Here is a 26,193-nt window from a genome sequence, read left to right as displayed (position 1 = left end):
ATCACGCTGGCCGGACCGAGCTTCGCCCGCACCTGCGCCACGTGCACGTCGACGGTCCGGGTGCCGGCGTGTGCCGCGTACCCCCAGATTCGGGGCGCACGCCCCGACCGCGCCGTTCGGTCAGCGCAGGTGAGCCTCGATGGCGTCGATGACGCGCGGGCGGAGTTCGGCGGCGCGGATGACCGCGTCGACGGAACCGACCTCGACGGCGCGCTGGATGCTGTGCACCCGGTCGAACTCCGTGGCCACCTCGCCGAGCTTCTCCGCCCGGACCGACGAGCGCAGCTCGTCCAGCTCGGCCGTCAGCGCGGCGCGGTCGGCGCCGGCGGCGGCGGCCGCCACGCGGCCCTCCAGGTCCCGCACCCGCGGGTCGGCCGCGGTGCGGGCGCTCACCTCGCCGGAGAAGACCACCGCCGCGGCCGGAGCGCCGCCCAGCACCGAGGCGAACGAGCCCTCCAGCGCCAGCACCGTCATGTCGGGGTTCAGCGCCTTCGAGAACACCACGAACGCACCGCCGTGGTAGCGCGAGATCACGCAGAACACGATGGGGCCGCGGAAGTTCACGATGGCCCGGCCGATCTCGGCGCCGTACTCCAGTTGCAGCTTGCGCATCGACTCGGGCGAGCCGTCGAAGCCCGACAGGTTCGCCAGCACCACCAGCGGCCGGTTGCCGCTGGCCGCGTTGATCGCGCGGGCGGCCTTCTTCGACGAGCGCGGGAACAGGGTGCCCGCCGTGTAGGTGTCCGGGCCGTCGGTGGGCGGGAAGCCGCGGCGCGGCACCGCCCGGGACTCGATGCCGAGCAGGCACACCGGGATGCCGCCGAGGTGCACGTCCTGCACCACCGCGGTCTCCGCGTCGGCCATGCCCGCCCAGCGTTCCAGCACCGGGTGGTCCTGGTCGGCGAGCGCCCGCATCACGGTCCGGATGTCGAACGGCTTCTTCCGGTCCGGGTTGGCCGTGGCGGAGAAGATCTCGCCGACGGTGGTGAAGTCGCTGCCGGCCACGGTGTGCGGGAAGTCCGAGATGTCCCGGTCGACGGGGTCGCTCGTCGTCGCCCGCCGCGGCGCCGACTCGCCGGGCGCCACGTACGTGTGGTCGTAGTGCGCCATCAGCACGTCGCGCGCGGCGGGAAGGTCGGGCGCCCAGTACTGCGCCTGCCCGTTCGGGCCCATCACCCGGTCGTAGCCGCCGATGCCGAAGTTGTCCTCGGCCGACACGCCGCCGGAGAAGTCGAGCGACTGCTTGCCGGTGAGCACCATCGCCGAGTCCGGCGTCATCACCAGCACGCCCTTGGTGTGCATGAGCATCGTCGCCTCGGCGTTCCAGTACGGCTGCGCCCCGACGTTGATGCCGGCCACCACGATGTTGATCTCACCGCCGTCCTGGGTGAACTCGACGATCCGCTTGAGCGCGGCCGCCACCCAGTCCATGTTCTCGGTGCCCGACGTCATGGAGATCCGGGCGCCGGCGGACAGCGCGTACCACTCCAGCGGCACCCCCATCCGCTCGGCCAGGCCGAGCGCGGCGATCACCCGGCGGCACTCCGGCTCCGACAGCGCGCCGAGCGACTTCGTGGGGTCGCCGAGCAGCACGACCCGGGTGACACCCTGCGGGTGCCGCGGCGTCGGCGTGGTGACCACACCCGCCACGATCGCCGCCGTGTTGCGCCCCCGGGGCCGGTCGACCGGCACCAGTGCGTGCCGGTCGTCGAGGTCGTGCTCGACGAAGTCGCCGAGCAGGCCGGTCAGCTCGTACGGGTACACCGTGTTGCGGCTGCTCGCGCGCAGCACCTTCAGTCGGTAGTCGTCGAGCGGCTCGACCGCGTCGACCGGCGGCTCGCCGACGGTCAGCTCGGCGCCGCCCGTGGCGGTGAAGGAGATCCGTACGGCGATCTTGGTCAGCTCGCCGGTCCGCCGGTCGCGCTGCCGGGCGATGAACAGGATCTCCTCCAGCCCGGCGCCCGCGGTCGTCGGGCGCACCCGCCCGGCGATCATCTCCATCTCCTCGCGGGTGAGCTCGCTCGGCGGCCAGACGTAGATCACGATGCGGTTGGTCTGGAAACGCTTCTTCGCCGGTCGCCGCGACTGCGCGCGGCGGATCGAGTCGAGGCAGGCGGCGACCGTGTCCTCGGTCGTCGGCAGCGCGACCAGCCGCCCGTCCTGCTCGCGCAGCTCGGCCAGGTCACGCACCTGCGCGAACGCGACGAGGCGCTCGTCCGACGGGTTCTCCCGGGCCACGCACTGGAAGAGGTAGACCTCCTCGTCCGACGACGGCAGCCGGGTCAGGTCGAACTTGTGCAGCCGCTCCAGCTGCATCCGCTGCGCGATGTACGGGTGCAGGCCGCGGATCAGCCGCTCCTCGGTCATCCCGGCGTCCGACGGGCGGAAGGTGAAGTGGTGGTGCATCACCGCGCCGCCCCGGCCCGCCACGGTGGTGGTGACCCGGCGGACCTGCGGCGGCAGCGGGTGCGCGGCGACGACCTCGTGCAGCGCGGCCGCCATGGCGTCGAAGTCCTCGGGCTGGTCCTCCCAGGCGAGGTAGATGTCGGCGTCGATGGCGTCCGCGCCGCCGGCCAGCTCCGCGAGCCCGCGCAGGGCGGCGCCGAGCGCGTCGAAGCGCACCGCGGCGGAGACCACGCTCGAGTCCGCGCGCTCGGCGACCACGAACGTGCAGCCCGCCACCTCGTGGGTGCGGACGCCGGTGAGCCCCTTGTTGCCGTAGTACCGCCGGGTCAGCACCTCCAGCATGACCGCGTTGTCGAGGTGGTCGCGCACGAGCCGCTGGCCGAGCAGCCGGACCAGCGGCTCGGTGCTGCGCACCATTTCCGCGACCCGCTCGGCGCGGTCCGGAGCGTCCGGGTGCGCGTCCAGGTGGCGCAGGTGCCTGCGGACCTCGGCATAGACGCGGGCGCGGTTGCGGCGCAGCAGCGGCTGGGCGAACCAGGCGAACACCACGCCCCGCGCCAGGTCGGCGACCACGGGGAAGCGGACCTGCGTCGCGGCCACCAGCCGCTCCAGCGCGAGGCCGGCGGGCTCCCGCAGCGCCTCGTCCGGCGGCGGCTCCCGCAGCCACGACCGCAGCAGCGTCGCGACGACCGTCGCGTCGGCGGACGCCCGCTGCTGGGCCAGGAAGATCCGGAACACGGCGGCCTCGAGCGCGGGGGAGCGCTCCAGGTCGGTGACGCCGTAGTGACCGAGCGCCTTGGCGAGCTTGGCCTGGAACGCGGCCGGCAGCCCGGCCCGTTCGATGTCGAGGCTCTGCAGGTAGGTGTGGAAGTACTCGCGGGCGCTCGGGACGTGGCCGTCGCCGTCCTCGCCGGTCGGCCGGTTGCGGCTCAGCTCGGTGAGGTCGGCGAAGACGTTGACCAGGTCCAGCTCCTCGGCCAGCGGCCGGTGGCCGTCCTCGGTGGCCTCCCGGCGGGCGGCGAGGTAGTCGTCGAGCACCCGGCGGTCGTCGTGCGGGTCGACGTCGAAGCCCAGCAGCAGGCCGCGCAGGTCCTCCTGGCCCCGCGTGGCGCGTTGCCGCACCGGGATCTCCACCGGCCCGGCGGGCAGGTCCAGCTCGACGGCGTCGGCTGCCGGGTCGTCGTCGGCCTCGGCGCCCTCGTCGGCGAGCGGCTCCAGCCGCAGCAGCGGCGCGCCGGCCTCCACCTGGCTGCCCACGGAGACGGCGCACTCCTTCAGCCGCGCCCGGAACGGCGCCCGCAGCACCGTCTCCATCTTCATGGCCTCCAGCACCAGCACCGGGGCGCCCGCCTCGACCTCGGCGCCGACCGCCAGCGGCGTGGCGACGACCAGCGCCGGCATCGGCGACCGGAGCACCCCGCCCTCGTCGCGGCTGACCCGGTGCGTCACGCCGTCCACCTCGACCAGGTGGATCGGCCCGTACGTGTCGGTGAGCAGGCGGTACCGGGCGCCGTTGACGACGATCTGCCCGGTGTGCCGGTCGAAGCGGTCCAGCTCGACGTCGGCGGTGTGGACGTCGCCGGCCGTCTCGATGCCGACGCGGAACCGGTGCGCCCCGATCCGCGCCACCCGCATCCGGTAGCCGACGCCGCGCAGCTTGAGGTCCAGCGGCCCGCCGCTCTTGTGCTGCACCTGCGGGCGGCCGCCGAACGCGGTCGACAGCAGCCGCTGCCGCTCGACGCGCTCCTCCTCCTCGTACGCCTCGATGGCGGCGGCCGCCAGCGCGACGGCGGAGTGCCGGTGCGCGACGAGTCGGCCCTCGGCGCGGACACGGTCGATCCAGCCGGTGTCCGCGCTGGCGTCGATCACCTCGGGCTGGTCGAGCAGGTCGAGCACGAAGCTCTTGTTCGTCGCGCCGCCCTCGATGATCACCGTGGTGTTCGCCATGGCCCGGCGCAGCCGGCCGAGGGCCTCGTCGCGGTCGCGGCCGTAGGCGATGATCTTCGCGATCATCGAGTCGAAGTCGGCGGGGATGGTGTCGCCCTCGCTGACGCCGGTGTCCACCCGGATGCCCGGCCCGGCGGGCAGGTCCAGCCGGGCGATGCGGCCCGGGGAGGGGGCGAAGTCGCGGTCGGGGTCCTCGGCGTTCAACCGGGCCTCGATGGCGTGCCCGCGCTCCACCGGCGGCGCGCCGTCGAGCCGCCCGCCGGCGGCCACGTGCAGCTGCGCCTTGACCAGGTCGAAGCCGGTGGTGGACTCGGTGATCGGGTGCTCCACCTGGAGGCGGGTGTTGACCTCGAGGAACGCGAACAGCCGGTCGCCGGGGTGGTAGAGGAACTCGACGGTCGCCGCGCCGCGGTAACCGACCGCGACGGCCAGCCGCTCGGCCGACGCCTTGAGCTCGGCGGCCTGCTCCGGGCTGAGCACCGGCGATGCCGACTCCTCGATCACCTTCTGGTTGCGCCGCTGCACCGAGCAGTCCCGGACGCCGAGCGCCCATGCGGTGCCCTGCCCGTCGGCGATCACCTGGACCTCGACGTGCCGGGCGCCGGTGACCAGGCGCTCCAGGAACACCACGCCGCTGCCGAACGCCCGCGCCGCCTCCTGGCTGGTGCGCTCGTACGCGTCGTCGAGCTCGGCCTCGTTCGTGATCACGCGGATGCCGCGCCCGCCGCCGCCGGCGGTGGCCTTCAGCATCAGCGGGTAGCCGATCTCGGCCGCCGCCGCCCGGGCGGCGTCCAGGGTCTCGACCGCGCCGCGGCTCCACGGCGCGACCGGCACGCCGACCTCCTCGGCGATCAGCTTCGCGCCGATCTTGTCACCGAGCTGGCGCATGGCCTCCGGGCTCGGCCCGACGAAGGTGACGCCGATCTTCTCGCACAGCTCGGCGAACGCCGGGTCCTCGGCGACGAAACCCCAGCCGACCCAGGCGGCGTCCGCCCGGGTCTCCAGCAGCGCGCGCTCCAGCGTCGCCAGGTTGAGGTACGGGCGGGCGGACGCGGGACCGAGATCGTAGGCGACGTCCGCCTCGCGCACGAACGTGGCGTCGCGGTCGACGTCGGTGTGCAGGGCGACGGTCTCGATCCGGATCCCGGTCTCCGCGGCCAGCTCTCGGACGGCGTGGATGAGCCGCATCGCGGCCTCTCCACGGTTGACGATGGCGATACGGCTGAACACCCGACCGACCCCTCCGTTGGACCCACGATGTACGCGCCGCGAGGCGACGGCCCCCGGCAGTGATCACCTTTCCCTCTGCCGGCGGGCGGCGCCATGTCGTAACCGCCGAAGCCTGAGCGGCGCCAGTTGTAGGAACCGAACAAAACTTTTTGGCGCTCCTCGGGGCGGGGGTGGCTCCCCGCGCGGCCCGGCCCGGCTACCGGCGGGTACGGTCAGCCGGCGGCGAGTTGCTCGCGCACCCGCGGGGCGACCTCGGTGCCGAGCAGGCGCAGGTGCTCCATGAGGACGGCGTGCGGCATCGGACCCATGCCGTACTTGACGTCGAAGCGGGTGGCGTCGAGCGCGGTCATGGTCCGGACCATGCGCCGGGCGACGGTCTCCGGCGAGCCGACGTAGAGCGAGCCGTACTCGACCTCGTGCTCGAAGTACTCGCGGGTGATCTCCGGAAAGCCGCGCTGCCGGCGGGCCTCCAGCATGAAGGTCCGGTAGGTGGGCCAGTACTCCTCCCGCGCCCGCTCGTCGGTGGCCGCGACGTGGCCGGGGGAGTGCACCCCGATCGGCAGGGGCGGGTGGCCCGCCTGGTCGGTGGCCGCCCGGTAGAGGGTGGAGAGCCGGGCGAAGCGCGCCGGGTTGCCGCCGATGATCGCGAGCATCAGGCCGAACCCGTGCCGCGCGGCCCGCACCACGGAGGCCGGGTTGCCGCCGACGCCCACCCACGTCGGCAGCGCCCCGCCGGCGGTACGGGGGTAGACCGGCAGCCCCGGCAGGGCGGGCCGGGTGGTCCCGGACCAGGTGACCGATTCCTCCGCGCGCAGCCGCGCGAACAGCTCCAGCTTCTCCTCGAACAGCCGGTCGTAGTCGGCCAGGTCGAACCCGAACAACGGGAACGACTCGGTGCTGGAGCCCCGGCCGAGGATCACCTCGGCCCGGCCGGCGGAGAGCGCGTCCAGGGTGGCGTTCCGCTGGAAGACGCGGACCGGGTCGTCCGAGCTCAGCACCGTCACCGCGGACCCCAGCCGGATCCGCGAGGTGCGCGCGGCGATCGCCGCCAGCACCAGGTCGGGAGCGGACAGCGGCATCTCCTCGATGTGGTGCTCGCCCAGCCCGAAGAAGTCGAGCCCGGACTCCTCGGCGAGCACCCCCTCCGCGACCAGTTCGCGGATGTTCTGCGGCTGGCTCAGCAGCCGGCCGTCCGCGCCCAGCGTCATCTCGCCGAAGCTGTCGACCCCGATGACCACCGGGTGTCCACCGCGCGTCTCCACCGTCATCACGTCCCCTGGGAGTGTGAGCGAGGCAATCCTTGATCGGTCAAGCATAGGAGATATGCTTGACCGGTCAAGGAAATGAGGTGGCAGCCATGGGTGACGACGATCTCGCCGCGGCGGGCGTGGCTCCGGCCGCGACGACGACCCTCTCGTCCCGGCCGCGGATGGCCGTGCTCGGCGCCGGGCACACGGGGCCGGTGATCGCCCGGGTGGCGATGGCCGCCGGCTACCCGGTGACGATCGCGGCCTCCGGCGACCCCGCGAACATCGCCCTGATCACCGACGTGCTGGCCCCCGGCGCCGAGGCGCGCTGGGCGGCCGACGCCGTCGCGGACGCCGGGATCGTCGTGCTGGCCGTACCGCTGCACCGGTTCCGGGACCTCGAACCCGCCCTGCTCGCCGGCAAGATCGTGGTGGACACCATGAACTACTGGCCGCCGGTCGACGGCGTCCAGGAGATGTTCGACGACCCCCGCTACGGCAGCAGCGAGATCGTCCAACGCCGGCTGGCCGGGTCGACGGTGGTGAAGACGTTGAACCACATCGGCTACCACGAGCTGGAGGACGACCGCCGTCCGGCGGGCGCGCCGGACCGGCGCGCGCTCGGCGTCGCCGGCGACGACGCCGCCGCGGTGCGCACCGTGGCGGACCTGATCGAACGCATCGGCTACGACGCCGTCCGGCTCGACGGCCTGCGCGCCGGGCGCCTGCTCCAACCCGGCGGCCCGGTGTTCGGCGCGTCGCTGGGCCGGGAGGAGTTCACGCGGGCGCTGGCCGTCCGCACCCACCACAGAGACAGAGGCTCATCGTGACCACCTTTCCGCTCGTGCTCGGCCTGGACACCTTCGGCGACGTCACCCACGACGCCGACGACCAGCCGGTCTCCCACGCCCGGACGATCCGCGACATCGTCGAGCAGGGTGTCCTCGCCGATCAGGTCGGCGTGGACTTCTTCGGCATCGGTGAGCACCACACCGACGACTTCCCGCTCTCCGCCGCCGACGTGGTGCTCGGCGCGATCGCCGCCCGCACCACCCGGATCCGCCTCGGCTCGGCCGTCACGGTGCTCAGCTCCGACGACCCGGTACGCGTCTTCCAGCGTTACTCCACCCTCGACGCGGTCTCCGGCGGCCGGGCGGAGGTGATCCTCGGCCGCGGCTCCAGCATCGACTCCTTCCCGCTGTTCGGCTACGACCTTGCCGACTACGAGCAGCTCTTCGAGGAGAAGGCGCAGCTCTTCGCCGAGCTGCGCAAGGGCGGGCCGGTCACCTGGAAGGGCACCATGCGCGCGTCGCTGCACGAGCAGGATGTCGTGCCGCACACCGAGTCGGGTCCGTTCCCGGCCTGGATCGGCGTGGGCGGCAACCCGCAGTCGGTGATCCGCGCCGCCCGGTACGACTACGCCCTGATGCTCGCGATCATCGGCGGGTCGCCGGCCCGCTTCGCGCCCTTCTCCCGCCTCTTCCACCAGGCGCTCACGCAGCTCGGCAAGGATCCCCTGCCGATCGGCGTGCACTCGCCCGGGCACGTGGCCGCCACCGACGAGCAGGCCCGGGAGGAGTTCTTCCCCCGCTACCGGGAGGTCATCCGCCGGGTCGCCCGCACCCGCGGGTTCGCCGTGCCGACCCGGGAGTCCTTCCTGCACGAGGTCGGGCCGGACGGGGCGCTCTACGTCGGGTCGCCCGAGACCGTCGCCCGGAAGATCGCCGCGAACCTCACCGTGCTCGGTGCGAACCGCTTCGAGATGAAGTACGGCATGGGCGGCCTGTCGCACGGAGCCCTGATGACCGGCATCGAGCTCTACGGCACCCAGGTCGTCCCGCGCGTCCGGGAGCTGCTGGGCTGACTCCGGCCCTGGGTTCGGCCGTCCGCGCCGCGCGGACGGCCGAATCGACCGACGGGTCCCGCCGCCGTGGCTCAGTCGGCCGTTCCGACGCGCTGGAACGCGCGGGCCAGCTGGACGAGGTCGATGCCCTCGAAGTGGTCGAGGAACCGTCGCCGCACGCTGGCCAGGTGGCTCGGCCAGGACTCCTGGAGCCGGGCGAGCCCGGCGTCGGTGAGGACGGCGTTCCACCCGCGCGCGTCCTCCGCGCACCTGGTCCGCTCGACCAGGCCCTGCGTCTCCAGCCGGCCGATGGTGCGGGTCATCCCGCTCAGGGAGAGCTGGGACGCCGCCGCCAGCTCGCTCATCCGCATCCGCCGGCCCGGCGCCTCGGAGAGGTGCATCAGCGCCGTGTACTCGGTGAGGGGCAGTTGGCGGTCACCCACCATGTCGGCGTCGATGGTGCGGGGCAGCACGTGCATGAGCCGGCCCAGCGAGCGGACCAGCGCTTCCTCCTCGGCGTTGAGGGGGCGCGGCGACTTCGGTGCGGCGGCGGACATGCCTCCATCCTACTTGCTTGATCGAGCAACGACAGGTCGCCGCCGTGACCGCAACCACACCCCAAGCTGTTGCTTGACGAAGCAACAACTGGCTAGCTTGTACTTGACCAAGCAAGGACTTGAAAGGCGCTCACGACATGACCAGGATCGGAATCATCCTCGGCAGCACCCGCCCGGGCCGGAACGGCGAGTCGGTCGCCCGCTGGGTGTTCGACGTCGCCAAGCAGCGCGGCGACGCGCAGTTCGAGCTCGTCGACCTGCTCGACTACCAGCTGCCGCACCTGGACGAGGCGTACCCGCCGTCGATGGGCCAGTACACCCAGCCGCACACGCTGCGCTGGGCCAGCACCATCGCGTCGTTCGACGGGTTCGTGATGGTCACCCCGGAGTACAACCACTCCACCTCGGGCGCCCTGAAGAACGCCATCGACTTCCTCTACGCCGAATGGAACAACAAGGCCGTCGGTTTCGTCAGCTACGGCTCCGCCGGCGGCACCCGGGCCGTGGAGCACCTGCGGCTGATCGCCGGCGAGCTGCAGATGGCCGACGTCCGGTCCCAGGTGGCGCTGTCGCTCTTCACCGACTTCGAGAACTTCAGCGTCTTCAAGCCCAGCCAGTTCCAGCAGGACGCGCTCAACACGACCCTCGACCAGGTCGTGGCCTGGAGCACCGCGCTCGCCCCGCTGCGCAACCGCTGAACACCTGCTCCACACCACCGGAGGCGGCCGCGGAATCCTCCGCGGCCGTTTCCGTACGTCCCTCAGGACTGCTGGCGGGGCGGCACGAATCCAGGCGCCGGCTGCGGGGACTCGCCGGTGACCTGGGTGATGATCTCCGCGGCCACGTCGCGCAGCTTGCGGTTGCGGTTCTGCGACGCCTGCCGGAGCAGGGTGAAGGCCTCCGCGGCGGTGCACCGCTGCTGGCCCATGACCACCCCGAGGGCCTGGTCGATGACGCTGCGGGAGGCCATGGCGTCGGCGAGTTGCCGGTGCAGGAGGGTCTGGTCGGCCTGGCGGAGGATGACGCCCAGCGCCGCCGACCCCTGGTCGGTGAACGCCAGGGCCTGCCGGCGTGCCGTGTCGGTGAAGGCGCTCGGGTGGGTGGCGTAGAGGTTCAACGCGCCCACGGTCTCGCGGTCGACCGTCATCGGCAGCGACAGCGAGCTGACGATGCCGAGCCGGAGCGCGTGCTCCCGGTAGCGGGGCCAGCGTCGGTCGTCGCGCAGGTCGGACACCTCGACGACCTGCCCCTGGCGCAGGGCCTCGAGGCAGGGGCCCTCGTCGGCTCCGTACTGGATCTCGTCGCCCTGCGCGGCGAGTTCGTCGCTGCTGGCGACGGTGAAGGCGCCGCCGTCCCGGCGGACCGTCAGCCCGCAGGCCACGGCCGGGGTGACGACCTCGGCCGCGACCCGGACGATCTGGTCCAGGAACACGTCGACGTGGGGCGACTCCGCGAGCAGGGTCAACAGCCGGCCGTAGGCCGAGGCCAGATGCGGGTCAGCAGCATCGGACACCACCGCTACCTCCTGTAATCCATGTGCCCGTTCGGTTCCACCGAAGGTGACGCCACTGCTCTGGCCGGCCCGCGGGGGAGCGGCGACCAGTGCTTTCCTTGCTGAGTAGCAACAGTTTCCCCGCTCAGCGGGGTGCCAATCGGGCGGGACGCGGCTAGGGTCGAGGTGGGTTCGGACATGAGCCCAGGACCAGTGCCGGGCCGCCGACGGTGAGCCCGGGCATCAACCCGGTCCGGAGATCCTCACCGGGAGGAGCACCTCATGTCCGTCCAACACGCTCGGCAGCCGGCGGTGCCGGAAGACACCGACCCGCCCATCCTGTCCCTGGCGCTCGCCCGGGAGGGTCCGGCGGTCGTCGTGGAGGTCGGTGGCCCACTCGACATGGCCACCGCCCACCCGCTCGTCGACCTCGTGGACAGGCTGATGTCCGGCCAACCGCCCCCGGTGCTGGTGCTCGACCTGAGCGGAGTGACCTTCTTCTGCGCCGCCGGCGTCAACGCGCTGCTCACGGTTCGCCGGCGAGCCGGCTCAGGCGGCTGCACCCTGGTGGTGCGCAGGCCCTCCCGGATCACCGTCGCGGTCCTCGACATCGTCGGCCTCAGGGACGAATTCACCACCGAGTGACCCTGCCTTTCCCTCCACGTCTGTCGCGGACGGCGGCGGTCACCTCAGGACCCGGCCGGCCGACGGGCGGGAAGGTACCCGGAGTGGATCAACCCGAAACGGCGGACCGTCCGTGATTCGAGCCACCGTCCCGCCGGGACCGGAGGGGCTCAGCCCGCCGGCGCGAGCGCATCGACGGCCCGGCCCATCCGGGTGACGGCCTCGGTGAGGATCGCGGGCGAGGTGGCGAAGTTGAGCCGTACGAAGCCGGCGCCGCCGGTGCCGAAGACGTGCCCGGAGCTGAGCGCGACCCGCGCCCGGTCGAGGAACATCCTCGCCGGCCCGGCGAGGTCGCTGGCCACGCCGGGCTCGCCGGCCGGCTGCTCGGTGGCGATGCCCAGCGCGGTGCAGTCCAGCCAGGCGAGGTAGGTGCCCTCGGGGCGGTGGTAGGTGACGGCCGGGAGGTGCTTCGCCAGCAGGGTCTCCAGCAGGGTGCGGTTGGCGTCGAGGCCGTCGAGGAGGCCGTCGAGCCACGGCCCGCCCGCGCGGAAGGCGGCGGTGTGCGCGATGACGCCCAGGTGGCTGGGTCCGTGGCTGACCTCCTCCGGCATGCGGCGCAGGTCGGCGGCGGCCCGCGGCCCGGCTACCGCGAGCGCCGCCTTGAGACCGGCCAGGTTCCACGCCTTGGAAGCCGAGGTCAGGGCGAACGCGTCCTCCGCGCCGGCCACCGTGAGGTACGGGGTGACATGCGCGCCGGGAAGCGCCAGCGGGGCGTGGATCTCGTCGGAGACCACCCGCACGCCGTGCCGGGCGGCCAGGTCGGCGACGGCCTCGAGCTCGCCCCGGCGGTGCACCACGCCGGTCGGGTTGTGCGGGTTGCACAGCAGGAACGCGGGCCGGCGACCGAGGGCCCGGGCCCGGCCGAACGCCTCGTCGAGAGCGGCGAGGTCCAGCCGCAGGTCGGGCCCCAGCGGGGCCTCGATCACCTGCCGGTCGGCGTGGCCGACGAAGGCGTAGAAGGGCGGGTAGACGGGGGAGCAGACGACCACCGCGTCACCGGGACCGGTCACCAGCCGGAGCACCTCGACGATGCCCATCATCACGTCGGGAACCACGGTGGTGTGTGCGACGCGGTAGTCGTGCCAGCCCCAGCGGTCGGCGGCGAACTCGCCGAGCGCCTCGGCGTACGCCGTCCCGTGCGCGTAACCGGTGTCGCCGAGGTCGACGGCGCGGCGCAGCGCGTCGGCCACCGGCCCGGCCAGGGGTACGTCCTGCTCGGCGACCCAGAGGGGGAGCACGTCCGGCGGGTGCATCCGCCACTTCACGCTGCTGCGCCGCCGGAGGTCGTCCAGCGCGAGCACGGTGAGCGGATTCCCGTCGACGGAGGGGGCGGGGGCGGCCATGCCCACCACCCTAGGCCGTCCGCCCCCCGGCGCCGTTCCGCTGCCTGGCGGCAGCCTGGCGCCGCAGCTCGTGCCGGGCCAGGGCGTTGCGGTGCACCTCGTCGGGTCCGTCGGCGAAGCGCAGCGTGCGGATGCCGGCGTAGGCCCTGGCCAGCGGGAAGTCCTGGGACAGCCCGGCAGCGCCGTGCACCTGGATCGCCTTGTCCAGGATCCACTGGACGGTCGCCGGGGTGGCGATCTTGATGGCCTGGATCTCGGTGTGCGCGCCCTTGTTGCCGACGGTGTCCATGAGCCAGGCCGTCTTGAGCACCAGCAGCCGCAGCTGCTCGATGCGCACCCGCGACTCGGCGATCCACTCCCGGATCACGCCCTGCTCGGCCAGCGGCCGCCCGAACGCGACGCGCTGCTCGGCACGGGCGCACATCAGCTCGACGGCCCGCTCGGCGAGCCCGATCGAGCGCATGCAGTGGTGGATGCGGCCGGGGCCGAGCCGGGCCTGGGCGATGGCGAAGCCGTCGCCCTCGGCGCCGATCAGGTTCTCGACCGGCACGCGTACGTCGTGGAACTCCAGCTCGGCGTGCCCGCCGTGGTCGTGGTCGTCGTACCCGAACACCTCCATGCCACGCCTGATCTCCAGACCCGGCGTGTCCCGCGGGACCAGCAGCATGGACTGCTGGCGGTGCCGCTCGGCGCTCGGATCGGTCTTGCCCATCACGATGAAGATCCGCGCGTTCGGGTTCATCGCGCCGGTGATCCACCATTTCCGGCCGTTGACCACGTAGTGGTCACCGTCCCGCTCGATGCGGGTGGCGATGTTCGTGGCGTCCGAGGAGGCCACGTCGGGCTCCGTCATGGCGAACGACGACCGGATCGCACCGTCCAGCAGCGGTTCCAGCCACTGCTTCCGCTGCTCACGGGTGCCGAACATCGCCAGCACCTCCATGTTGCCGGTGTCCGGCGCGGCGCAGTTCAGCGCGGCCGGCGCCAGGTGGCTCCGTCCGGTGATCTCCGCGAGCGGGGCGTACTGCAGGTTGGTCAGGCCGGCGCCGTGCTCACCCGGCAGGAAGAGGTTCCACAGCCCCCGCTTCCGCGCCGCGGTGCGCAACTCCGCGAGCACCGGCGCCGAGTCCCAGGCCCAGCGGTCGTCGAGCTGCCCGAGCTGCTCGCGGAAGACCTGCTCGGCCGGGTGGACCTGACTGTCCATGAAGTCCAGGAGGTTGTCGCGCAGCCCCTCGGTCCGCGGGTCCAGGGTGAAGTCCATCAGTGCTCCTTCAGGTAGGTCAGGCCGGCGTCGAGCAGCAGTTCGGTGACCTCGCCGAGCTGCTCGAAGCCGGCGCCGACGGTCTGGCCGCGCAGGTGGCGGACGTGGATGCCCTCGAGGATCACGGCCAGCTTGAAGGCCGCCAGGCCGAGATGGAAACCGAGTGGCGGGAGGGCGCGGCCGCGGGCGGTCGCGTACCGGTCGAGGATCTCGTCCTCGGTCAGGAAGCCGGGCGCGGAGGACGCCTCGGCCACCGCGGTCCCGACGAGCCGGCCGAGACGTTGGTAGAGCACCAGCAGGGCCAGGTCGGTGAGCGGGTCGCCGAGGGTGGCCATCTCCCAGTCGATGACCGCGGCCAGGCGGTCGCGCTCGTCGACGAGCACGTTGTCGAGGCGGTAGTCGCCGTGCACGATGCCCGGCGCCGAATCCGTCGGCACGTCGGCCACCAGGCGGGCGTACAACTCGTCGGCGGCCGGCAGGTCCCGGCAGTACGACGCGTCGAGCTGCTTGCGCCACCGCCGCACCTGCCGGGCCAGGAATCCCGCGGGCCGGCCGAAGTCGGCCAACCCCACGGCCGCCGGATCGACCGCGTGCAGGGCGGCCAGGGTGTCGACCAGCCTGGTCGAGATGACCCGGGTACGGTCCGGGCCGAGCGGCGCCAGCTCGGCCGCGTGCCGGTACGCCGTGCCGGCGACCCGCTCCATGACGTAGAACGGCGCGCCCAGCACGTCGGCGTCCGGGCAGAGCGCGTAGGTCGCCGGCACCGGCACGTCGGTGGCGCGCAACGCCGACATGACCCGGTACTCCCGGGCCATGTCGTGCGCGGTCGACAGCACGTGCCCCAGCGGCGGCCGCCGCACGATCCAGGTCGCCCGCCCGTCACCGACCTCGTACGTGAGGTTGGACTTCCCGCCGGCGATCAGCCGGGCGGTCGACAGCCCGGCCGCCCCGGGCACCGAGGCGGCGAACCAGTCGGCGAGCCGGGCCAGGTCGAGACCGGGCGGGTCCTGCGGCGCCGGGGCGGTCACGGGACCAGGACGCTGACGGTCTCGACGACGCAGGCCGGCTTCGCGCCGCCGGCCAGCTCGACGGTCACCTTCGCGGTCAGCTGGTAGCCACCGCCGCCGGGCACCAGCGACAGCAGCTCCACGCCGGCCCGCACCTCGGAGTCGACGGGGACCGGAGCGGGGAAGCGGAGCTTGTTGGCGCCGTAGTTCACCCCCATGCTCACCCCCTCGACCCGGTACACCTGCCAGACCAGCATCGGCACCAGCGACAGCGTCAGGTAGCCGTGGGCGATGGTGCCGCCGAACGGGCTGCGGGCCGCCCGCACCGGGTCGACGTGGATCCACTGGTGGTCACCGGTGGCCGCAGCGAAGGCGTCGATCTGCTGCTGCGTGATCCGGTGCCAGTCGGAGTGCCCGAGGTGGGTGCCGACCGCCTGCTCGAGCTCCTCGATGCCCTGGAAGACCTTCATCGTCGCTCCCTCCACTCAGGCCTTCGGCCCGCCGGCGACGTACAACACCTGGCCCGAGACGAAACCGGCGCCCTCGCTGACGAGGAACGACACGGCGTGCGCGATGTCCTCCGGCGTGCCGGTGCGGGCGACCGGGATCTGCGCCGCGGCGGCCCGCTTGAACTCCTCGAACGGCACGCCGAGGCGGGCCGCGGTGGCGGCGGTCATCTCGGTCTCGATGAACCCCGGGGCGATCGCGTTGGCCGTGACTCCGAACTTCCCGAGTTCCAGGGCCAGGGTCTTGGTGAAGCCCTGCAGCCCGGCCTTCGCGGCCGCGTAGTTTGCCTGGCCGCGGTTGCCCAGCGCCGAGGTGCTGGACAGGTTGACGATCCGCCCCCAACCGGCCTTGGTCATGTGGCCCTGCACGGCGCGGGTCATCAGGAACGAGCCCCGCAGGTGCACGTTCAGGACCGCGTCCCAGTCGTCGGCGGTCATCTTGAACAGCAGGTTGTCCCGGGTGATGCCGGCGTTGTTGACCAGGACCGTGGGTTCGGCCAGCTCCCCGGCGATCCGGTCCACGGCCGCCCGTACCGCCTGCTCGTCGGCGACGTCGGCGCCGACCGCCAGGGCTCGGCCGCCGGCGGCCCTGATCTCCTCGGCGACCGGTTCGCCCGCCGCCTCGTCCAGGTCGACGACGGCGACGGCGAAGCCGTCGCGGGCCAGTCGCCTCGCGACGCCGGCGCCGATGCCGCGGGCCGCTCCGGTGACGACGGCCGTGCGGGTGATGGTCATGACGGGTCAACTCCTCGATGGGTACGGATGGGGAGGTCGGCGCCGCGGCGCGGCCGTGGGGTGCTCACGGGACGTACACCACCCGGCCGACGGTGGAGCCGTCGGCGAGCCGCTGCACCCCGTCGGCCACCTCGTCGAGCGGGAGGCGCTCGCTGACCAGGGGCCGTACGGTGCCCTGGGCGGCCAGCGCGGTGAGGGCGCGGTGGCACTCGGCCACGGCGGCCGGGTCGTGGCGGTGGTAGAGGCCCCAGTGCAGACCCACGATCGAGTAGTTCTTCACCAGGGCGTGGTTCAGCGCGGCGGACTGGATCCGGCCGCCGGCGAAGCCGACCACGAGGATCCGGCCCTCGAAGGCGACGCACTTGGTCGAGCGCTGGTAGGTGTCCCCGCCCACCGGGTCGTAGACGACGTCGGCGCCCCGGCCACCGGTCTCGGCCCTGACCACCTCGACGAAGTCCTCGGCGCGCCGGTCCACCACCACGTCGGCGCCGACGGCGCGGGCCACCGCCGCCTTCTCCGGGCCGCCCACCACGCCGATCACGCGGGCGCCGGCCGCCTTGCCGAGCTGGACGGCCGCGCTGCCGACGCCGCCGGCCGCGGCGTGCACCAGCAGCGTCTCGCCGGCACGCAGCCCGGCCCGCCGGTGCAGGCCGAACCAGCCGGTCTGGTAGCCGATGTAGAGGGCGGACGCCTCGGCATCGTCGAGCGCCGCGGGCGCGGGGAACGTGGTCGCCGCGTCCAGCAGGGCGAACTCGGCGAACCCGCCGTACGGCAGCGCGGCGCCGCCGAGCACCCGGTCGCCGACGGCGAACCCGGCCACGCCCGCGCCGAGCGCGACGACCTCGCCGCACAGCTCGACGCCCGGGGTGAACGGGAGTTCGGGCCTGACCTGGTATTCGCCGCGGCACATCAGCACGTCGGGGAAGTTGGCCGGACAGGCCAGCACCCGGACCACGAGCTGCCCGGGGCCGGGCTCCGGGTCGGTGACGTCGACGAGCCGCAGCACGTCGACGGGCTCGCCGAGCGCGGTCACCCGCCATGCCTTCATCGGAGGCCCCCCTGCTCCTCGAGGTGTCGCTGGAGCTTGTTCATGCCGTCCAGCCAGCGGTCGGTGTCGGTGGCACGGTGCCGGTAGTAGTCGGCCACCCGGGGGTGCGGCAGGACCAGGAACCGGTCGTCGTGCAGGGCCTGCCACGTCGCCTCGGCCACGTCCTCCGGGGTGAGCGCCCCGTCGCGGCTGATCAGCTCCCGCAGCGGCCCGGTGCGATCGAGCATCCGGGTCCGTACGCCCTGCGGGCAGATGGCCTGCACCACCACCCCGCGATGCCGGTAGGTCGCCGACAGCCACTCGGCGAACGCGACGCAGGCGTGCTTGCTGACCGCGTACGCCGGGTTGCCGAGCGTCGTGAGCAGCCCGGCCGCGGACGCGGTCACCACGAAGCGGCCCGCGCCGCGCTCGACCCAGGCGGGGACCAGCAGTCGGGCGGCCCGCACGTGCGCCATGACGTTCACCTCATGGCCGGCGGCCCACTCCGCCTCGCCGGCGTCCAGCCCGCGGCCGCGGTCGATCCCGGCGTTGCCGAACCAGATGTCGATGTCGCCCAGGTGGCCGCGGGCGGTCTCGACCAGCGCGGCGACGCCCTGCTCGGAGGCGGCGTCGCCGGGAGCCGCGAAGCCGCCGATCGCCTCGGCCACCCGCAGGGCCGCCTCGGCGTCGAGGTCGTTGACCACGACCCGCGCGCCCTCCGCGGCGAGCCGGGTGGCCAGCGCGCGGCCGATGCCGTGCCCGGCGCCGGTGACCACGACGGCCCGGTCCCGCACCGGCATCAGACACCCCCGGTCAGGGTGAGGCCGCCGTCGACGACGAGCAGCTGGCCGGTGATCCAGGCCGCGTCCGCGGAGAGCAGGAACGCGACGACGCTGCCGACGTCCGTGGGGACGCCGAGCCGCCTGAGCGGGTACGCCGCCGCGACCTGCTCCTCGCGGCCCTCGTAGAGGGCGGTGGCGAACCGCGTCTTCACCACGGCCGGGGCGACGGCGTTCACCCGGATGTCCGGTCCCAGCTCGACGGCGAGCTGCTGGGTGAGGTGGGTGAGCATGGCCTTGCTGGCGCCGTAGAAGCCGATGCCGGCGGCCGGCCGGACGCCGGCCACCGAGGACACGTTGACCACCGCGCCCCCGTGGCTCCCCATCCAGGCCCGGTGGACCTGCTGCACCCAGGACAGGGCGGCGAGGCAGTTCACCTCGAAGACCTTGCGGGCCGCGGTCAGGTCCAGCTCGACCAGCGGGCCGTACGCCGGGTTGATGCCGGTGTTGTTGACCAGGAGGTCCGCGCTGCCGAAGGTGTCGACCGCCCGGGTCACCACCTCGGCCTGGTGGTCGGGATCGTCGGCGTGGCCGGCGACGCCGACCGCGCGACCGGCGCCCAGCCGGGCGACCGCCTCGTCCAGCGCCTCCTGCTTCCGTCCCGTGACGACCACCCGGGCGCCCTCCGCGACCAGCCGCTCGGCGATGGCCAGGCCGATGCCGCGGCTGGCACCGGTGACGATCGCCGTACGGCCGGCGAACCTGGTCGACGCAGCCTCCGACACGGCCACCCCCTCCGAAGTTACTAAGCGCTTGCTTAGAATGTGTCCGAGCGAGTGTGCGACAGCCCGGTGGACGTCGTCAACAGGTCCGGCCCGGCTCGTTGTGGTATCAATGCCGGCCGAGGCTCAGGAGGGGAAGGGTGGACGCGTGGTGACCGACAGCGCCGAGCAGTCCCGCGCCGACGCGACCCGCGCCCGGCTGCTCGAGGCGGCCGTCACCGCGTTCGCCGAGCGCGGCTTCCACGGCACCACGACCCGCGACATCGCGGCCGCGGCCGGGCTGAGCCCCGCCGCGCTCTACGTGCACCACAAGTCCAAGGAAGAGCTTCTCTACCTGATCTCGCGGTCCGGCCACGAGCACGTGCTGCGGCTCGTGCGGGAGGCGGTCGCGTCGTCCGCCGACCCGGCCACGGCGCTGCGCCGGGTGGTCCACGACTTCGTCGTGACCCACGCCCGCGACCACACCACCACCCGGGTGGTGAACTACGAGCTGGCCGCGCTCAGCCCCGCGCATCTCGCCGAGATCCGGGAGATCCGCCACCGCATCGAGCAGGCGATCCGGCAACTCGTGGAGGCCGGCGTGACGGCCGGGGTCTTCGAGACCCCGGATCCCCGGATGGCGGCGGCCGCCCTGCTGTCACTCGGAGTCGACGTGGGCCGGTGGTACCGGGACGGCGGCGACCTGGTCCCCGAGTACATCGCGGCCCGGTACGCCGAGATGGCGCTGCGGATCGTCGGCGCCCGCTGACCCGACCCGCCCGGTCAGCCCACCTTCGGCACGGCGCGGTCGATGATCGAGGCGAAGTCGACGCCGCTCGGCAGGGTGCCGAACGCCTGGCCGTGGTCGCCGCCGAGCCGGGAGGCGCAGAACGCGTCGGCGACGGCCGGGTGGCCGTGGCGCACCAGCAGCGCGCCCTGCAGGACCAGGGCGAGCCGCTCGACGACCCGGCGGGCCCGCAGTTCGAGGTCGTCGTGGTCGGACAGGTCGGCCCGCACCTGGCGCAGCGCGGCGTCGAGCCGCGGGTCGGCGCCGGCGGCGGCGCTCACCTCCGCCTGGAACGCCTCCACGACCTGGGGCTCCCGGGCGACGGCGCGCAGCACGTCCAGCGCGGCGACATTGCCGGAGCCCTCCCAGATCGAGTTCAGCGGCGACTCGCGGAACAGCCGCGGCATGCCCGACTCCTCGACGTAGCCGTTGCCGCCCAGGCATTCGAGCGCCTCGGCGGCGTGCGCCGGCCAGCGCTTGCACACCCAGTACTTGCCGACGGCGAGGGCGAGCCGCTTGAACGCCGTCTCGCCGGCGTCGCCGCGCGCGGACCGGTCGGTCGCACCGGCCAGCCGCATCATGAGGACGGTGGCGGCCTCGGACTCGACCGCGAGGTCGGCGAGCACGTTGCGCATCAGCGGCTGATCGGCGAGGTAGCGGCCGAAGGTCCGCCGGTGGGTGGCGTGGTGGGCGGCGGTGATCACCCCCTGGCGCATCCCGGCCGCCGCGCCGATGACACAGTCGAGGCGGGTCAGGTTGACCATGTCGATGATGGTGCGCACGCCGCGCCCCTCGTCGCCGACGCGCCAGGCGACCGCGTGCTCGTACTCGATCTCCGCCGAGGCGTTGGACCGGTTGCCGAGCTTGTCCTTGAGGCGCATCAGTCGCATCGGGTTGCGGGTGCCGTCCGGCAGGACCCGTGGGACGAGGAAGCAGGTGAGCCCGCCCGGCGCCTGGGCGAGGGTGAGGAAGACGTCGCACATCGGCGCGGACGTGAACCACTTGTGCCCGACGAGCCGGTAGGTGCCGTCCGGGTCGGGGTGCGCGGCGGTGGTGTTGGCGCGCACGTCCGACCCGCCCTGCTTCTCGGTCATCGACATGCCGGCCAGCAGCCCCCGCTTGGTCAGCGGCGCACGCAGCCCGAAGTCGTACGTCGTCGCGGTGAGCAGCGGCTCGTACCGCGCGGCCAGGTCCGGGGCGTGCCGCAGCGCCGGGACGGCCGCGTAGGTCATCGAGATCGGGCAGCCGTGGCCGGCGTCGGGGCGCCACACGTAGAACTTGGCCGCCCGGGCCACGTGCGCGCCCGGCCGGCCGTCCGCCCACGGCGCGGCGTGCAAACCGTGGGTGACCGCGGTGCGCATCAGCTCGTGCCAGGCCGGGTGGAACTCCACCTCGTCGATCCGGTGGCCGTAGCGGTCGTGGGTGCGCAGGACCGGCGGATGCTCGTTCGCCAGCCGCCCGTGCTCGATCGCCGGCGCGGCGCCGCCGAGCCGGCCGAGCTCGTGCACCTCGGCGGCGGCCCAGCCGGCGCCCTCCCGGTCCAGCCCGTCGAGCAGCGCCGGGTCGTCCGCCGCGTCGTAGCCGGCCAGCGGGGGAACCTGGTTGATGACCTCGTGTGTCGTCACGGCGATACTCCCAGCGCGCGGTGGATGAACATGATCAGGCCGGGGATGGTGCCCGGGCCGGCCACCCCGGCGGCCAGCGGACCGACCATCGCCTCGGCCAGGGCGCCGACCAGCGCGGTCGCGGTCAGCTCGGGGTCCTGCGGGGGCAGTTCGCCGTTGGCCACCCCCGCCGCGACGTAGCCGGCGATCAGGTCGGCGTAGGCGCGGCGGAAGGTGAGCCGCTCGGCGTCGACCGCCGGGTCGACCGGCTCGGCGAGCAGCGCGTACGCCAGCCGGGGGGACTGGAGCGCGCGGCCCGCGAACGTCTCGACGACGGCCGACATCTGCGCGGCGGCGGTGGCCCGCTGCGCCGCGGCCCGCGCCACCGCGTCCACCTCCCGCTGGGAGGCGGTGCGGAACACCTCGGCGAACAGGTCGGCCTTGGTGGGGAAGTGGCGGTAGACGGTGCCCGTCGCGACGCCGGCGCGCTCGGCGACGGCCGCGACCGAGCACCCCGCGTAGCCGTGGCCGGCCATGATCTCCAGCGCGGCCGCGATGATCCGCTCGCGTGAGGCGCTCAGCCGGGCCTTCACCCGCTCGGTGCTCCGGTAGGCCACGCAAGAAGTGAACCACCATTCAGTCCTTGCCCGCAAGGTCCGTCCGGTTGCGTGCCCGAGTGCCGGGTTCACTCGGCGGAATCGGTCACAGCTTGGGTGCGGCCGCCCGCCATGATCTTGGTGCGCCCCCACCGATCGGGTAGCGTCCCCTGGCACATCGTCTTTGCACCACCCCTGGCTGGCTGTCCTACCAGGGTCGAACGGAGGGACACTGCCGTGACGTTCCAGAGCGCAGTCCGCAGGGTCGGCGTCATCGTGGCGATCGCCGCTCTCGCGGCGAGCGCGGGATGCGCCAAGAAGGAGGACGGCGAGACCCAGGCGAGCGGGGTCAAGCTCGTCGCCAAGGGCAAGCTCACCGTCTGCACCCACCTGCCGTACGCGCCGTTCCAGTCCAAGGACGCCGGCGGCAAGGTGGTCGGGTTCGACGTCGACGTGATGGACCTGGTCGCCAAGGACCTCGGCGTCGAGCAGACGATCGTCGACACCCCGTTCGAGGGGATCAAGTCCGGCCAGGACCTGAACACCGGCAAGTGCGACGCGGCCGCCGCCGGCATGACCATCACCGAAGAGCGGCAGAAGGTCATGAACTTCTCCGACCCCTACTTCGACGCGACCCAGGCGCTGCTGGTCAAGACCGGCAAGCCGTACAAGTCGCTCGACGACCTCCGGGGCAAGAAGGTCGGCGTCCAGGCCGCGACCACCGGCCGCGACTACGCCAAGAAGCTCGCCGACGAGAAGGGCCTCCAGCTCGTCGAGTTCGAGGACCTCGCCGCCGAGCAGCAGGCGCTGGCCAACGGCCAGGTCGAGGCCGCCATCAACGACCTGCCGGTCTGGTCCGAGTACATCAAGGAGCACCCGGGCGGGTTCGAGGTGACCGCCGAGTTCGACACCGGTGAGCAGTACGGCTTCTCGGTGAAGAAGGACGGCAACCCGGAGCTGCTCAAGAAGATCAACGAGGTGCTCGCCAAGGCGAAGCAGGACGGCACCTACGACACGATCTACGAGAAGTGGATCGGCAAGAAGCCGAACGCCTGAGCCACCCACCCGGCCGGAGGGCGCGCGCCCGGCGCGCGCCCTCCGCACCGGCAACCCCTCCGCACCTCTCAAGGAGCGCCGAACGTGAAGCTGCGACGCCGCCAGCGGGAGCGGCTGTCCCTCTGGCTCCAGTACCTGGCCTTCGTGGCCGTCATCGCCGTGGTGATCTTCGCGGCGGACTGGGGCCGGCTGCGGGAGGCGTTCTTCCGCGTCGACATCATCGAGTCGATGTTCCCGACGATCATCACCGTCGCGCTGCGGAACACGATCCTCTACACCCTGGGCGCGTTCGCCTTCGGCCTCGTCTTCGGCACCGTCCTGGCGCTCATGCGGCTGTCCCGGGTCGCCCCGTACCGGTGGGTGGCCACGGCCTACATCGAGCTGTTCCGGGGCCTGCCCGCGCTGCTCGTGCTCTTCCTCGTCGGGTACGGCATCCCCATCGCCTTCCCGGAGCGCGAGATTCCGGGCGGCGTGTTCGGGTCGATCACCATCGGTCTCGGGCTGACCGCCGCGGCGTACATGGCCGAGACCATCCGGGCGGGCATCCAGGCCGTGCCGAAGGGGCAGATGGAGGCGGCGCGCACCCTCGGCATGTCGCACTTCACCGCGATGCGTACGATCGTCATCCCGCAGGCGTTCCGGATCGTGATCCCGCCGCTGACCAACGAGCTGATCCTGCTCACCAAGGACTCGTCGCTCGCCTACGTGCTCGGCGTGACGGCGCAGACCATCGAGGTCACCAAGTTCGGCCGGGACACGCTCAACGACCGGGTCAACGCCACGCCGCTGCTGGTGGCCGGCCTCACCTACCTGATCATCACCCTGCCCCTGTCCCAGGTGGTACGACGCCTCGAACTCCGCTACGCCAAGGCTCGGTGAACCCCATGACGACCAGCCAGTCCCAGCCCGCCGTCGAGATCCGCGACCTGCACAAGTCGTTCGGGCCGCTCGAAGTGCTCAAGGGCATCGACTTCGAGGTCGGCCACGGCGAGGTGGTCTGCGTCATCGGACCGTCCGGCTCAGGCAAGTCGACGCTGCTGCGGTGCGTCAACCTGCTGGAGGAGCCGACCGCCGGGAAGATCTGGGTGAACGGCACCGAGATGACCGACCCGGACGTCGAGATCGACTCGGTGCGCCGCGGCATCGGCATGGTCTTCCAGTCGTTCAACCTCTTCCCGCACCTGACCGTGCTGGACAACCTCACCATCGCCCAGCGCCGGGTGCTGCGGCGCGGCCGCGCCGAGGCGGAGCGGGTCGCGCGGGCCAACCTGGACCGGGTCGGCCTCACCGACAAAGCCGGCGCGTTCCCGGCGCAGCTCTCCGGCGGGCAGCAGCAGCGGGCGGCCATCGCCCGGTCGCTGTCGATGGACCCCAAGCTGATGCTCTTCGACGAGCCCACCTCCGCGCTCGACCCGGAGCTGGTCGGCGACGTCCTCACCGTCATGCGCGAGCTGGCCGAGGACGGCATGACCATGATGGTGGTGACCCACGAGATGGCGTTCGCCCGGGACGTCGCCGACCGGGTGGTCTTCATGGACGGTGGCGTGGTGGTCGAGCAGGGGCCGCCGGAGGAGGTGCTGGGCGCGCCGCGGCACGAGCGGACCCGCTCGTTCCTCTCCCGGGTCCTCGACCCGACCCACGTCGCGCAGCTCGGGCGCCCCGACGAGGCCGCCGAGCCGCCCGTGTCGTAAGCCGTCGTTAGGCTCGACCACATGGCAGATCCGTTCCGGGTACGCGTCACCGTGCGCGGCTACGAGCTCGACACGCAGGGCCACCTGAACCAGGCCGTCTACCTCCAGTACGGCGAGCACGCCCGGTGGGAGTGCCTGCGCGCGGCCGGCATCCGGCAGGACCGGCTGATCGCCGGCGGAGTGGGCCCGGTGGCCCTGGAGGTCACCGTGCGCTACCTGCGGGAGCTGCGCGGCGGCGACGAGGTGGACGTGTCCTGCGAGTTCCGCTGGGGCGAGGGGAAGACCTTCCAGATCATCCAGGAACTCACCCTCCCCGACGGCACGCAGGCGGCCACGATCACCGGGGTGGGCGGCCTGCTGGACCTGGCCGCCCGGCGGCTGGTGCCCGACCCGCGCGTGCGGTTCCGGCAGTTGGCCACCGACCCCGGGCCGATGAACCTCTGATGGACCTGGAGTTCAGCGCCGAGGTGTGGTTCTGGCGGGGGCCTGCGCCCTGGCACTTCGTCACCGTGCCCGACGACCTGTGCGGTGAGCTGGAGGCGGCCTCGGCGTCGGTCACCTACGGCTGGGGGATGATCCCGGTGACCGCGCGGATCGGCGGGACGGGATGGCAGACGTCGCTCTGGCCCAAGGACGGGCGCTACGTCGTGCCGTTGAAGACGGCGGTCCGCAGGGCGGAAGGGATCGCGCTGGGCGACCGGGTGGACGTCCGCCTGACCGTCGGGCGGTGACCGGTCGACGGGAGGCGGGAGCGGAGATGGCATCCTCGGGCGCGGCGGCGGCGGCGACGCTGCTCGCAGGGGCGCGGCGGCTGGTGGTCTTCACCGGCGCCGGCATGTCGGCCGAGAGCGGCGTGCCGACCTTCCGTGACGCGCTCACCGGCCTGTGGGCCCAGTTCGACCCCCAGGCTCTCGCCACCCCGGAGGCGTTCCGCGCCGACCCCGCGCTGGTCTGGGGCTGGTACGAGTGGCGGCGCGGCGCCGTCCGGCGGGCCGAACCGAACCCGGGCCACCGGGCCGTGGCCGCCATGGCGGCCCGGGTGCCGGACACGGTGGTGGTCACCCAGAACGTCGACGACCTGCACGAGCGCGCGGGCTCGGCCACGCCGGTCCACCTGCACGGCAGCCTGTTCGCGCCGCGCTGTTCGGCCTGCGCCGAGCCGGCGCCCGTGCCCGACGCCGGAGCGGAGCCGGGGGAGGGCCGGCGGTTGACCCCGCCCCGCTGCGGGCGATGCGACGCGCCGGTCCGGCCCGGGGTCGTGTGGTTCGGCGAGGCGCTGCCGGAGCAGGCCTTCGCGGCCGCCGTCGAGGCGGCGTACCGCTGCGACGTGCTGCTCACCGTCGGCACGTCCGGCCTGGTGTATCCCGCCGCCGAGATCCCGCAGGTCGCGGCCCGCCGGGGCGGCACGGTGATCCAGGTCAACCCGGAGGAGACACCGCTGGACGCGGTGTGCGCGGTGAACCTGCATGGACCGGCGGCTAGGGTGCTCCCGGCCCTGGTCCGGGCCGCCTGGGGTGACGCCGCACCGACGTGACCGGCGACGGCCCCGCGACTCGCGGCCAATCACCGGAATCCGTGAATCGTCCCCGACCGCCCGGCCTACGGTCGGGCGGAGGCGATGGTTCGGGATGACG

Annotated in this window: 25 protein-coding genes and 1 pseudogene; 11 read left to right on the top strand and 15 right to left on the bottom strand. The window is 73.1% G+C overall.

Annotated features, from left to right (window positions below; translation table 11 throughout):
* The 3 genes and pseudogenes from ABZV78_RS19415 to ABZV78_RS19405 form a co-directional block, all read right to left on the bottom strand.
* Positions 1-89 (bottom strand): annotated as a pseudogene (locus ABZV78_RS19415) (DNA-binding response regulator); the annotation flags it as partial.
* Between the two features lie 31 nt (positions 90-120).
* A complete protein-coding gene (locus ABZV78_RS19410) occupies positions 121-5,583 on the bottom strand; it encodes a carboxyl transferase domain-containing protein (protein WP_355640365.1) in 5,463 nt (1,820 codons plus the stop codon).
* Between the two features lie 212 nt (positions 5,584-5,795).
* Entirely contained in the window at positions 5,796-6,851 is a 1,056-nt protein-coding gene (locus ABZV78_RS19405) for an LLM class flavin-dependent oxidoreductase (protein WP_355640364.1), read from the bottom strand.
* A gap of 89 nt (positions 6,852-6,940) precedes the next feature.
* Between ABZV78_RS19405 and ABZV78_RS19400 the strand changes: the two genes are divergently transcribed.
* Entirely contained in the window at positions 6,941-7,660 is a 720-nt protein-coding gene (locus tag ABZV78_RS19400) for an NAD(P)-binding domain-containing protein (protein WP_355640362.1), read from the top strand.
* Positions 7,657-8,694 carry an LLM class flavin-dependent oxidoreductase gene (locus ABZV78_RS19395; protein ID WP_355640360.1) on the top strand — a complete coding sequence of 346 codons (1,038 nt, stop codon included), beginning with the start codon at positions 7,657-7,659 and terminating at the stop codon, positions 8,692-8,694. Before ABZV78_RS19400 ends, ABZV78_RS19395 begins: the two co-directional genes overlap by 4 nt.
* 71 nt (positions 8,695-8,765) lie before the next feature.
* Here ABZV78_RS19395 and ABZV78_RS19390 read toward each other — a convergent pair whose 3' ends face one another.
* On the bottom strand, positions 8,766-9,230 hold the full coding sequence (locus tag ABZV78_RS19390) for a MarR family winged helix-turn-helix transcriptional regulator (RefSeq protein WP_355640358.1): 465 nt from the start codon (positions 9,228-9,230) through the stop codon (positions 8,766-8,768).
* Positions 9,231-9,367: 137 nt separating this feature from the next.
* On the opposite strand from ABZV78_RS19390, the gene ABZV78_RS19385 reads away from it, so the two are divergent.
* Positions 9,368-9,928, top strand: a complete 561-nt coding sequence (locus tag ABZV78_RS19385; RefSeq protein WP_355640357.1) for an NAD(P)H-dependent oxidoreductase — start codon at positions 9,368-9,370, stop codon at positions 9,926-9,928.
* Positions 9,929-9,990: 62 nt separating this feature from the next.
* On the opposite strand, the gene ABZV78_RS19380 is transcribed toward ABZV78_RS19385, so the two are convergent.
* Positions 9,991-10,743 carry a GAF and ANTAR domain-containing protein gene (locus ABZV78_RS19380; protein WP_355640355.1) on the bottom strand — a complete coding sequence of 251 codons (753 nt, stop codon included), beginning with the start codon at positions 10,741-10,743 and terminating at the stop codon, positions 9,991-9,993.
* A 261-nt stretch (positions 10,744-11,004) separates the two neighbouring features.
* Between ABZV78_RS19380 and ABZV78_RS19375 the strand changes: the two genes are divergently transcribed.
* A complete protein-coding gene (locus tag ABZV78_RS19375) occupies positions 11,005-11,367 on the top strand; it encodes an STAS domain-containing protein (RefSeq protein ID WP_355640353.1) in 363 nt (120 codons plus the stop codon).
* Positions 11,368-11,516: 149 nt separating this feature from the next.
* Here the strand turns inward: ABZV78_RS19375 and ABZV78_RS19370 are convergent, their stop codons facing one another.
* The 8 genes from ABZV78_RS19370 to ABZV78_RS19335 form a co-directional block, all read right to left on the bottom strand.
* Positions 11,517-12,749: a MalY/PatB family protein gene (locus ABZV78_RS19370; protein ID WP_355640351.1), complete on the bottom strand. Its 1,233-nt coding sequence runs from the start codon at positions 12,747-12,749 to the stop codon at positions 11,517-11,519.
* A gap of 10 nt (positions 12,750-12,759) precedes the next feature.
* Entirely contained in the window at positions 12,760-14,010 is a 1,251-nt protein-coding gene (locus ABZV78_RS19365; protein ID WP_355640349.1) for an acyl-CoA dehydrogenase family protein, read from the bottom strand.
* On the bottom strand, positions 14,010-15,038 hold the full coding sequence (locus ABZV78_RS19360) for a phosphotransferase family protein (protein WP_355640347.1): 1,029 nt from the start codon (positions 15,036-15,038) through the stop codon (positions 14,010-14,012). Before ABZV78_RS19360 ends, ABZV78_RS19365 begins: the two co-directional genes overlap by 1 nt.
* A complete protein-coding gene (locus ABZV78_RS19355) occupies positions 15,035-15,487 on the bottom strand; it encodes a MaoC family dehydratase (RefSeq protein WP_355640345.1) in 453 nt (150 codons plus the stop codon). The genes ABZV78_RS19360 and ABZV78_RS19355 overlap by 4 nt, the downstream gene beginning before the upstream one ends.
* Positions 15,488-15,502: 15 nt before the next feature.
* Complete coding sequence (gene fabG / locus ABZV78_RS19350) at positions 15,503-16,258, bottom strand: 3-oxoacyl-ACP reductase FabG (protein ID WP_355640343.1); 756 nt, start codon at positions 16,256-16,258, stop codon at positions 15,503-15,505.
* 64 nt (positions 16,259-16,322) lie between these two features.
* Positions 16,323-17,306: an NADPH:quinone oxidoreductase family protein gene (locus ABZV78_RS19345; RefSeq protein WP_355640342.1), complete on the bottom strand. Its 984-nt coding sequence runs from the start codon at positions 17,304-17,306 to the stop codon at positions 16,323-16,325.
* Positions 17,303-18,085: an SDR family oxidoreductase gene (locus tag ABZV78_RS19340; protein WP_355640340.1), complete on the bottom strand. Its 783-nt coding sequence runs from the start codon at positions 18,083-18,085 to the stop codon at positions 17,303-17,305. The genes ABZV78_RS19345 and ABZV78_RS19340 overlap by 4 nt, the downstream gene beginning before the upstream one ends.
* Positions 18,085-18,849 carry an SDR family oxidoreductase gene (locus ABZV78_RS19335; RefSeq protein WP_355640338.1) on the bottom strand — a complete coding sequence of 255 codons (765 nt, stop codon included), beginning with the start codon at positions 18,847-18,849 and terminating at the stop codon, positions 18,085-18,087. The genes ABZV78_RS19340 and ABZV78_RS19335 overlap by 1 nt, the downstream gene beginning before the upstream one ends.
* A gap of 145 nt (positions 18,850-18,994) precedes the next feature.
* Between ABZV78_RS19335 and ABZV78_RS19330 the strand changes: the two genes are divergently transcribed.
* Positions 18,995-19,594: a TetR family transcriptional regulator gene (locus tag ABZV78_RS19330; protein ID WP_355640336.1), complete on the top strand. Its 600-nt coding sequence runs from the start codon at positions 18,995-18,997 to the stop codon at positions 19,592-19,594.
* A 14-nt stretch (positions 19,595-19,608) separates the two neighbouring features.
* Here ABZV78_RS19330 and ABZV78_RS19325 read toward each other — a convergent pair whose 3' ends face one another.
* Together ABZV78_RS19325 and ABZV78_RS19320 are read right to left on the bottom strand one after the other, a co-directional pair.
* Entirely contained in the window at positions 19,609-21,237 is a 1,629-nt protein-coding gene (locus ABZV78_RS19325; RefSeq protein WP_355640334.1) for an acyl-CoA dehydrogenase family protein, read from the bottom strand.
* A complete protein-coding gene (locus ABZV78_RS19320; protein WP_355640332.1) occupies positions 21,234-21,833 on the bottom strand; it encodes a TetR/AcrR family transcriptional regulator in 600 nt (199 codons plus the stop codon). Before ABZV78_RS19320 ends, ABZV78_RS19325 begins: the two co-directional genes overlap by 4 nt.
* Positions 21,834-22,049: 216 nt before the next feature.
* On the opposite strand from ABZV78_RS19320, the gene ABZV78_RS19315 reads away from it, so the two are divergent.
* From ABZV78_RS19315 to ABZV78_RS19290, 6 genes are all read left to right on the top strand, one after another.
* The gene (locus ABZV78_RS19315) at positions 22,050-22,868 is read left to right on the top strand and encodes a basic amino acid ABC transporter substrate-binding protein (protein ID WP_355640330.1); all 819 of its coding nucleotides are present in this window, start codon (positions 22,050-22,052) and stop codon (positions 22,866-22,868) included.
* 84 nt (positions 22,869-22,952) lie between these two features.
* Positions 22,953-23,747 carry an amino acid ABC transporter permease gene (locus ABZV78_RS19310; protein WP_355640328.1) on the top strand — a complete coding sequence of 265 codons (795 nt, stop codon included), beginning with the start codon at positions 22,953-22,955 and terminating at the stop codon, positions 23,745-23,747.
* A 5-nt stretch (positions 23,748-23,752) separates the two neighbouring features.
* Positions 23,753-24,559, top strand: a complete 807-nt coding sequence (locus tag ABZV78_RS19305; protein WP_355640326.1) for an amino acid ABC transporter ATP-binding protein — start codon at positions 23,753-23,755, stop codon at positions 24,557-24,559.
* A gap of 21 nt (positions 24,560-24,580) precedes the next feature.
* Positions 24,581-25,003 carry a thioesterase family protein gene (locus ABZV78_RS19300; RefSeq protein WP_355640324.1) on the top strand — a complete coding sequence of 141 codons (423 nt, stop codon included), beginning with the start codon at positions 24,581-24,583 and terminating at the stop codon, positions 25,001-25,003.
* Positions 25,003-25,290 carry a DUF1905 domain-containing protein gene (locus ABZV78_RS19295; RefSeq protein ID WP_355640322.1) on the top strand — a complete coding sequence of 96 codons (288 nt, stop codon included), beginning with the start codon at positions 25,003-25,005 and terminating at the stop codon, positions 25,288-25,290. Before ABZV78_RS19300 ends, ABZV78_RS19295 begins: the two co-directional genes overlap by 1 nt.
* 26 nt (positions 25,291-25,316) lie before the next feature.
* The gene (locus ABZV78_RS19290) at positions 25,317-26,093 is read left to right on the top strand and encodes an NAD-dependent deacylase (RefSeq protein ID WP_355640368.1); all 777 of its coding nucleotides are present in this window, start codon (positions 25,317-25,319) and stop codon (positions 26,091-26,093) included.
* Positions 26,094-26,193: the final 100 nt, after the last annotated feature.

This window comes from Micromonospora sp. NPDC004540, from assembly GCF_040610095.1.
Taxonomy (GTDB): domain Bacteria; phylum Actinomycetota; class Actinomycetes; order Mycobacteriales; family Micromonosporaceae; genus Micromonospora.
Note: the sequence above shows the minus strand (reverse complement) of the source record. Positions and strands in the feature narration are given on the sequence as shown.

What these genes read in the sequence shown, in the direction of transcription:
- ABZV78_RS19385 (WP_355640357.1), top strand. Translation starts at nt 9,368, where the DNA reads ATGACCAGGATCGGAATCATCCTCGGCAGCACCCGCCCGGGCCGGAAC.
- ABZV78_RS19295 (WP_355640322.1), top strand. Translation starts at nt 25,003, where the DNA reads ATGGACCTGGAGTTCAGCGCCGAGGTGTGGTTCTGGCGGGGGCCTGCG.
- fabG (WP_355640343.1), bottom strand. Translation starts at nt 16,258, where the DNA reads ATGACCATCACCCGCACGGCCGTCGTCACCGGAGCGGCCCGCGGCATC.
- ABZV78_RS19365 (WP_355640349.1), bottom strand. Translation starts at nt 14,010, where the DNA reads ATGGACTTCACCCTGGACCCGCGGACCGAGGGGCTGCGCGACAACCTC.
- ABZV78_RS19340 (WP_355640340.1), bottom strand. Translation starts at nt 18,085, where the DNA reads ATGCCGGTGCGGGACCGGGCCGTCGTGGTCACCGGCGCCGGGCACGGC.
- ABZV78_RS19375 (WP_355640353.1), top strand. Translation starts at nt 11,005, where the DNA reads ATGTCCGTCCAACACGCTCGGCAGCCGGCGGTGCCGGAAGACACCGAC.
- ABZV78_RS19370 (WP_355640351.1), bottom strand. Translation starts at nt 12,749, where the DNA reads ATGGCCGCCCCCGCCCCCTCCGTCGACGGGAATCCGCTCACCGTGCTC.
- ABZV78_RS19405 (WP_355640364.1), bottom strand. Translation starts at nt 6,851, where the DNA reads ATGACGGTGGAGACGCGCGGTGGACACCCGGTGGTCATCGGGGTCGAC.
- ABZV78_RS19290 (WP_355640368.1), top strand. Translation starts at nt 25,317, where the DNA reads ATGGCATCCTCGGGCGCGGCGGCGGCGGCGACGCTGCTCGCAGGGGCG.
- ABZV78_RS19400 (WP_355640362.1), top strand. Translation starts at nt 6,941, where the DNA reads ATGGGTGACGACGATCTCGCCGCGGCGGGCGTGGCTCCGGCCGCGACG.
- ABZV78_RS19355 (WP_355640345.1), bottom strand. Translation starts at nt 15,487, where the DNA reads ATGAAGGTCTTCCAGGGCATCGAGGAGCTCGAGCAGGCGGTCGGCACC.
- ABZV78_RS19300 (WP_355640324.1), top strand. Translation starts at nt 24,581, where the DNA reads ATGGCAGATCCGTTCCGGGTACGCGTCACCGTGCGCGGCTACGAGCTC.
- ABZV78_RS19390 (WP_355640358.1), bottom strand. Translation starts at nt 9,230, where the DNA reads ATGTCCGCCGCCGCACCGAAGTCGCCGCGCCCCCTCAACGCCGAGGAG.
- ABZV78_RS19305 (WP_355640326.1), top strand. Translation starts at nt 23,753, where the DNA reads ATGACGACCAGCCAGTCCCAGCCCGCCGTCGAGATCCGCGACCTGCAC.
- ABZV78_RS19345 (WP_355640342.1), bottom strand. Translation starts at nt 17,306, where the DNA reads ATGAAGGCATGGCGGGTGACCGCGCTCGGCGAGCCCGTCGACGTGCTG.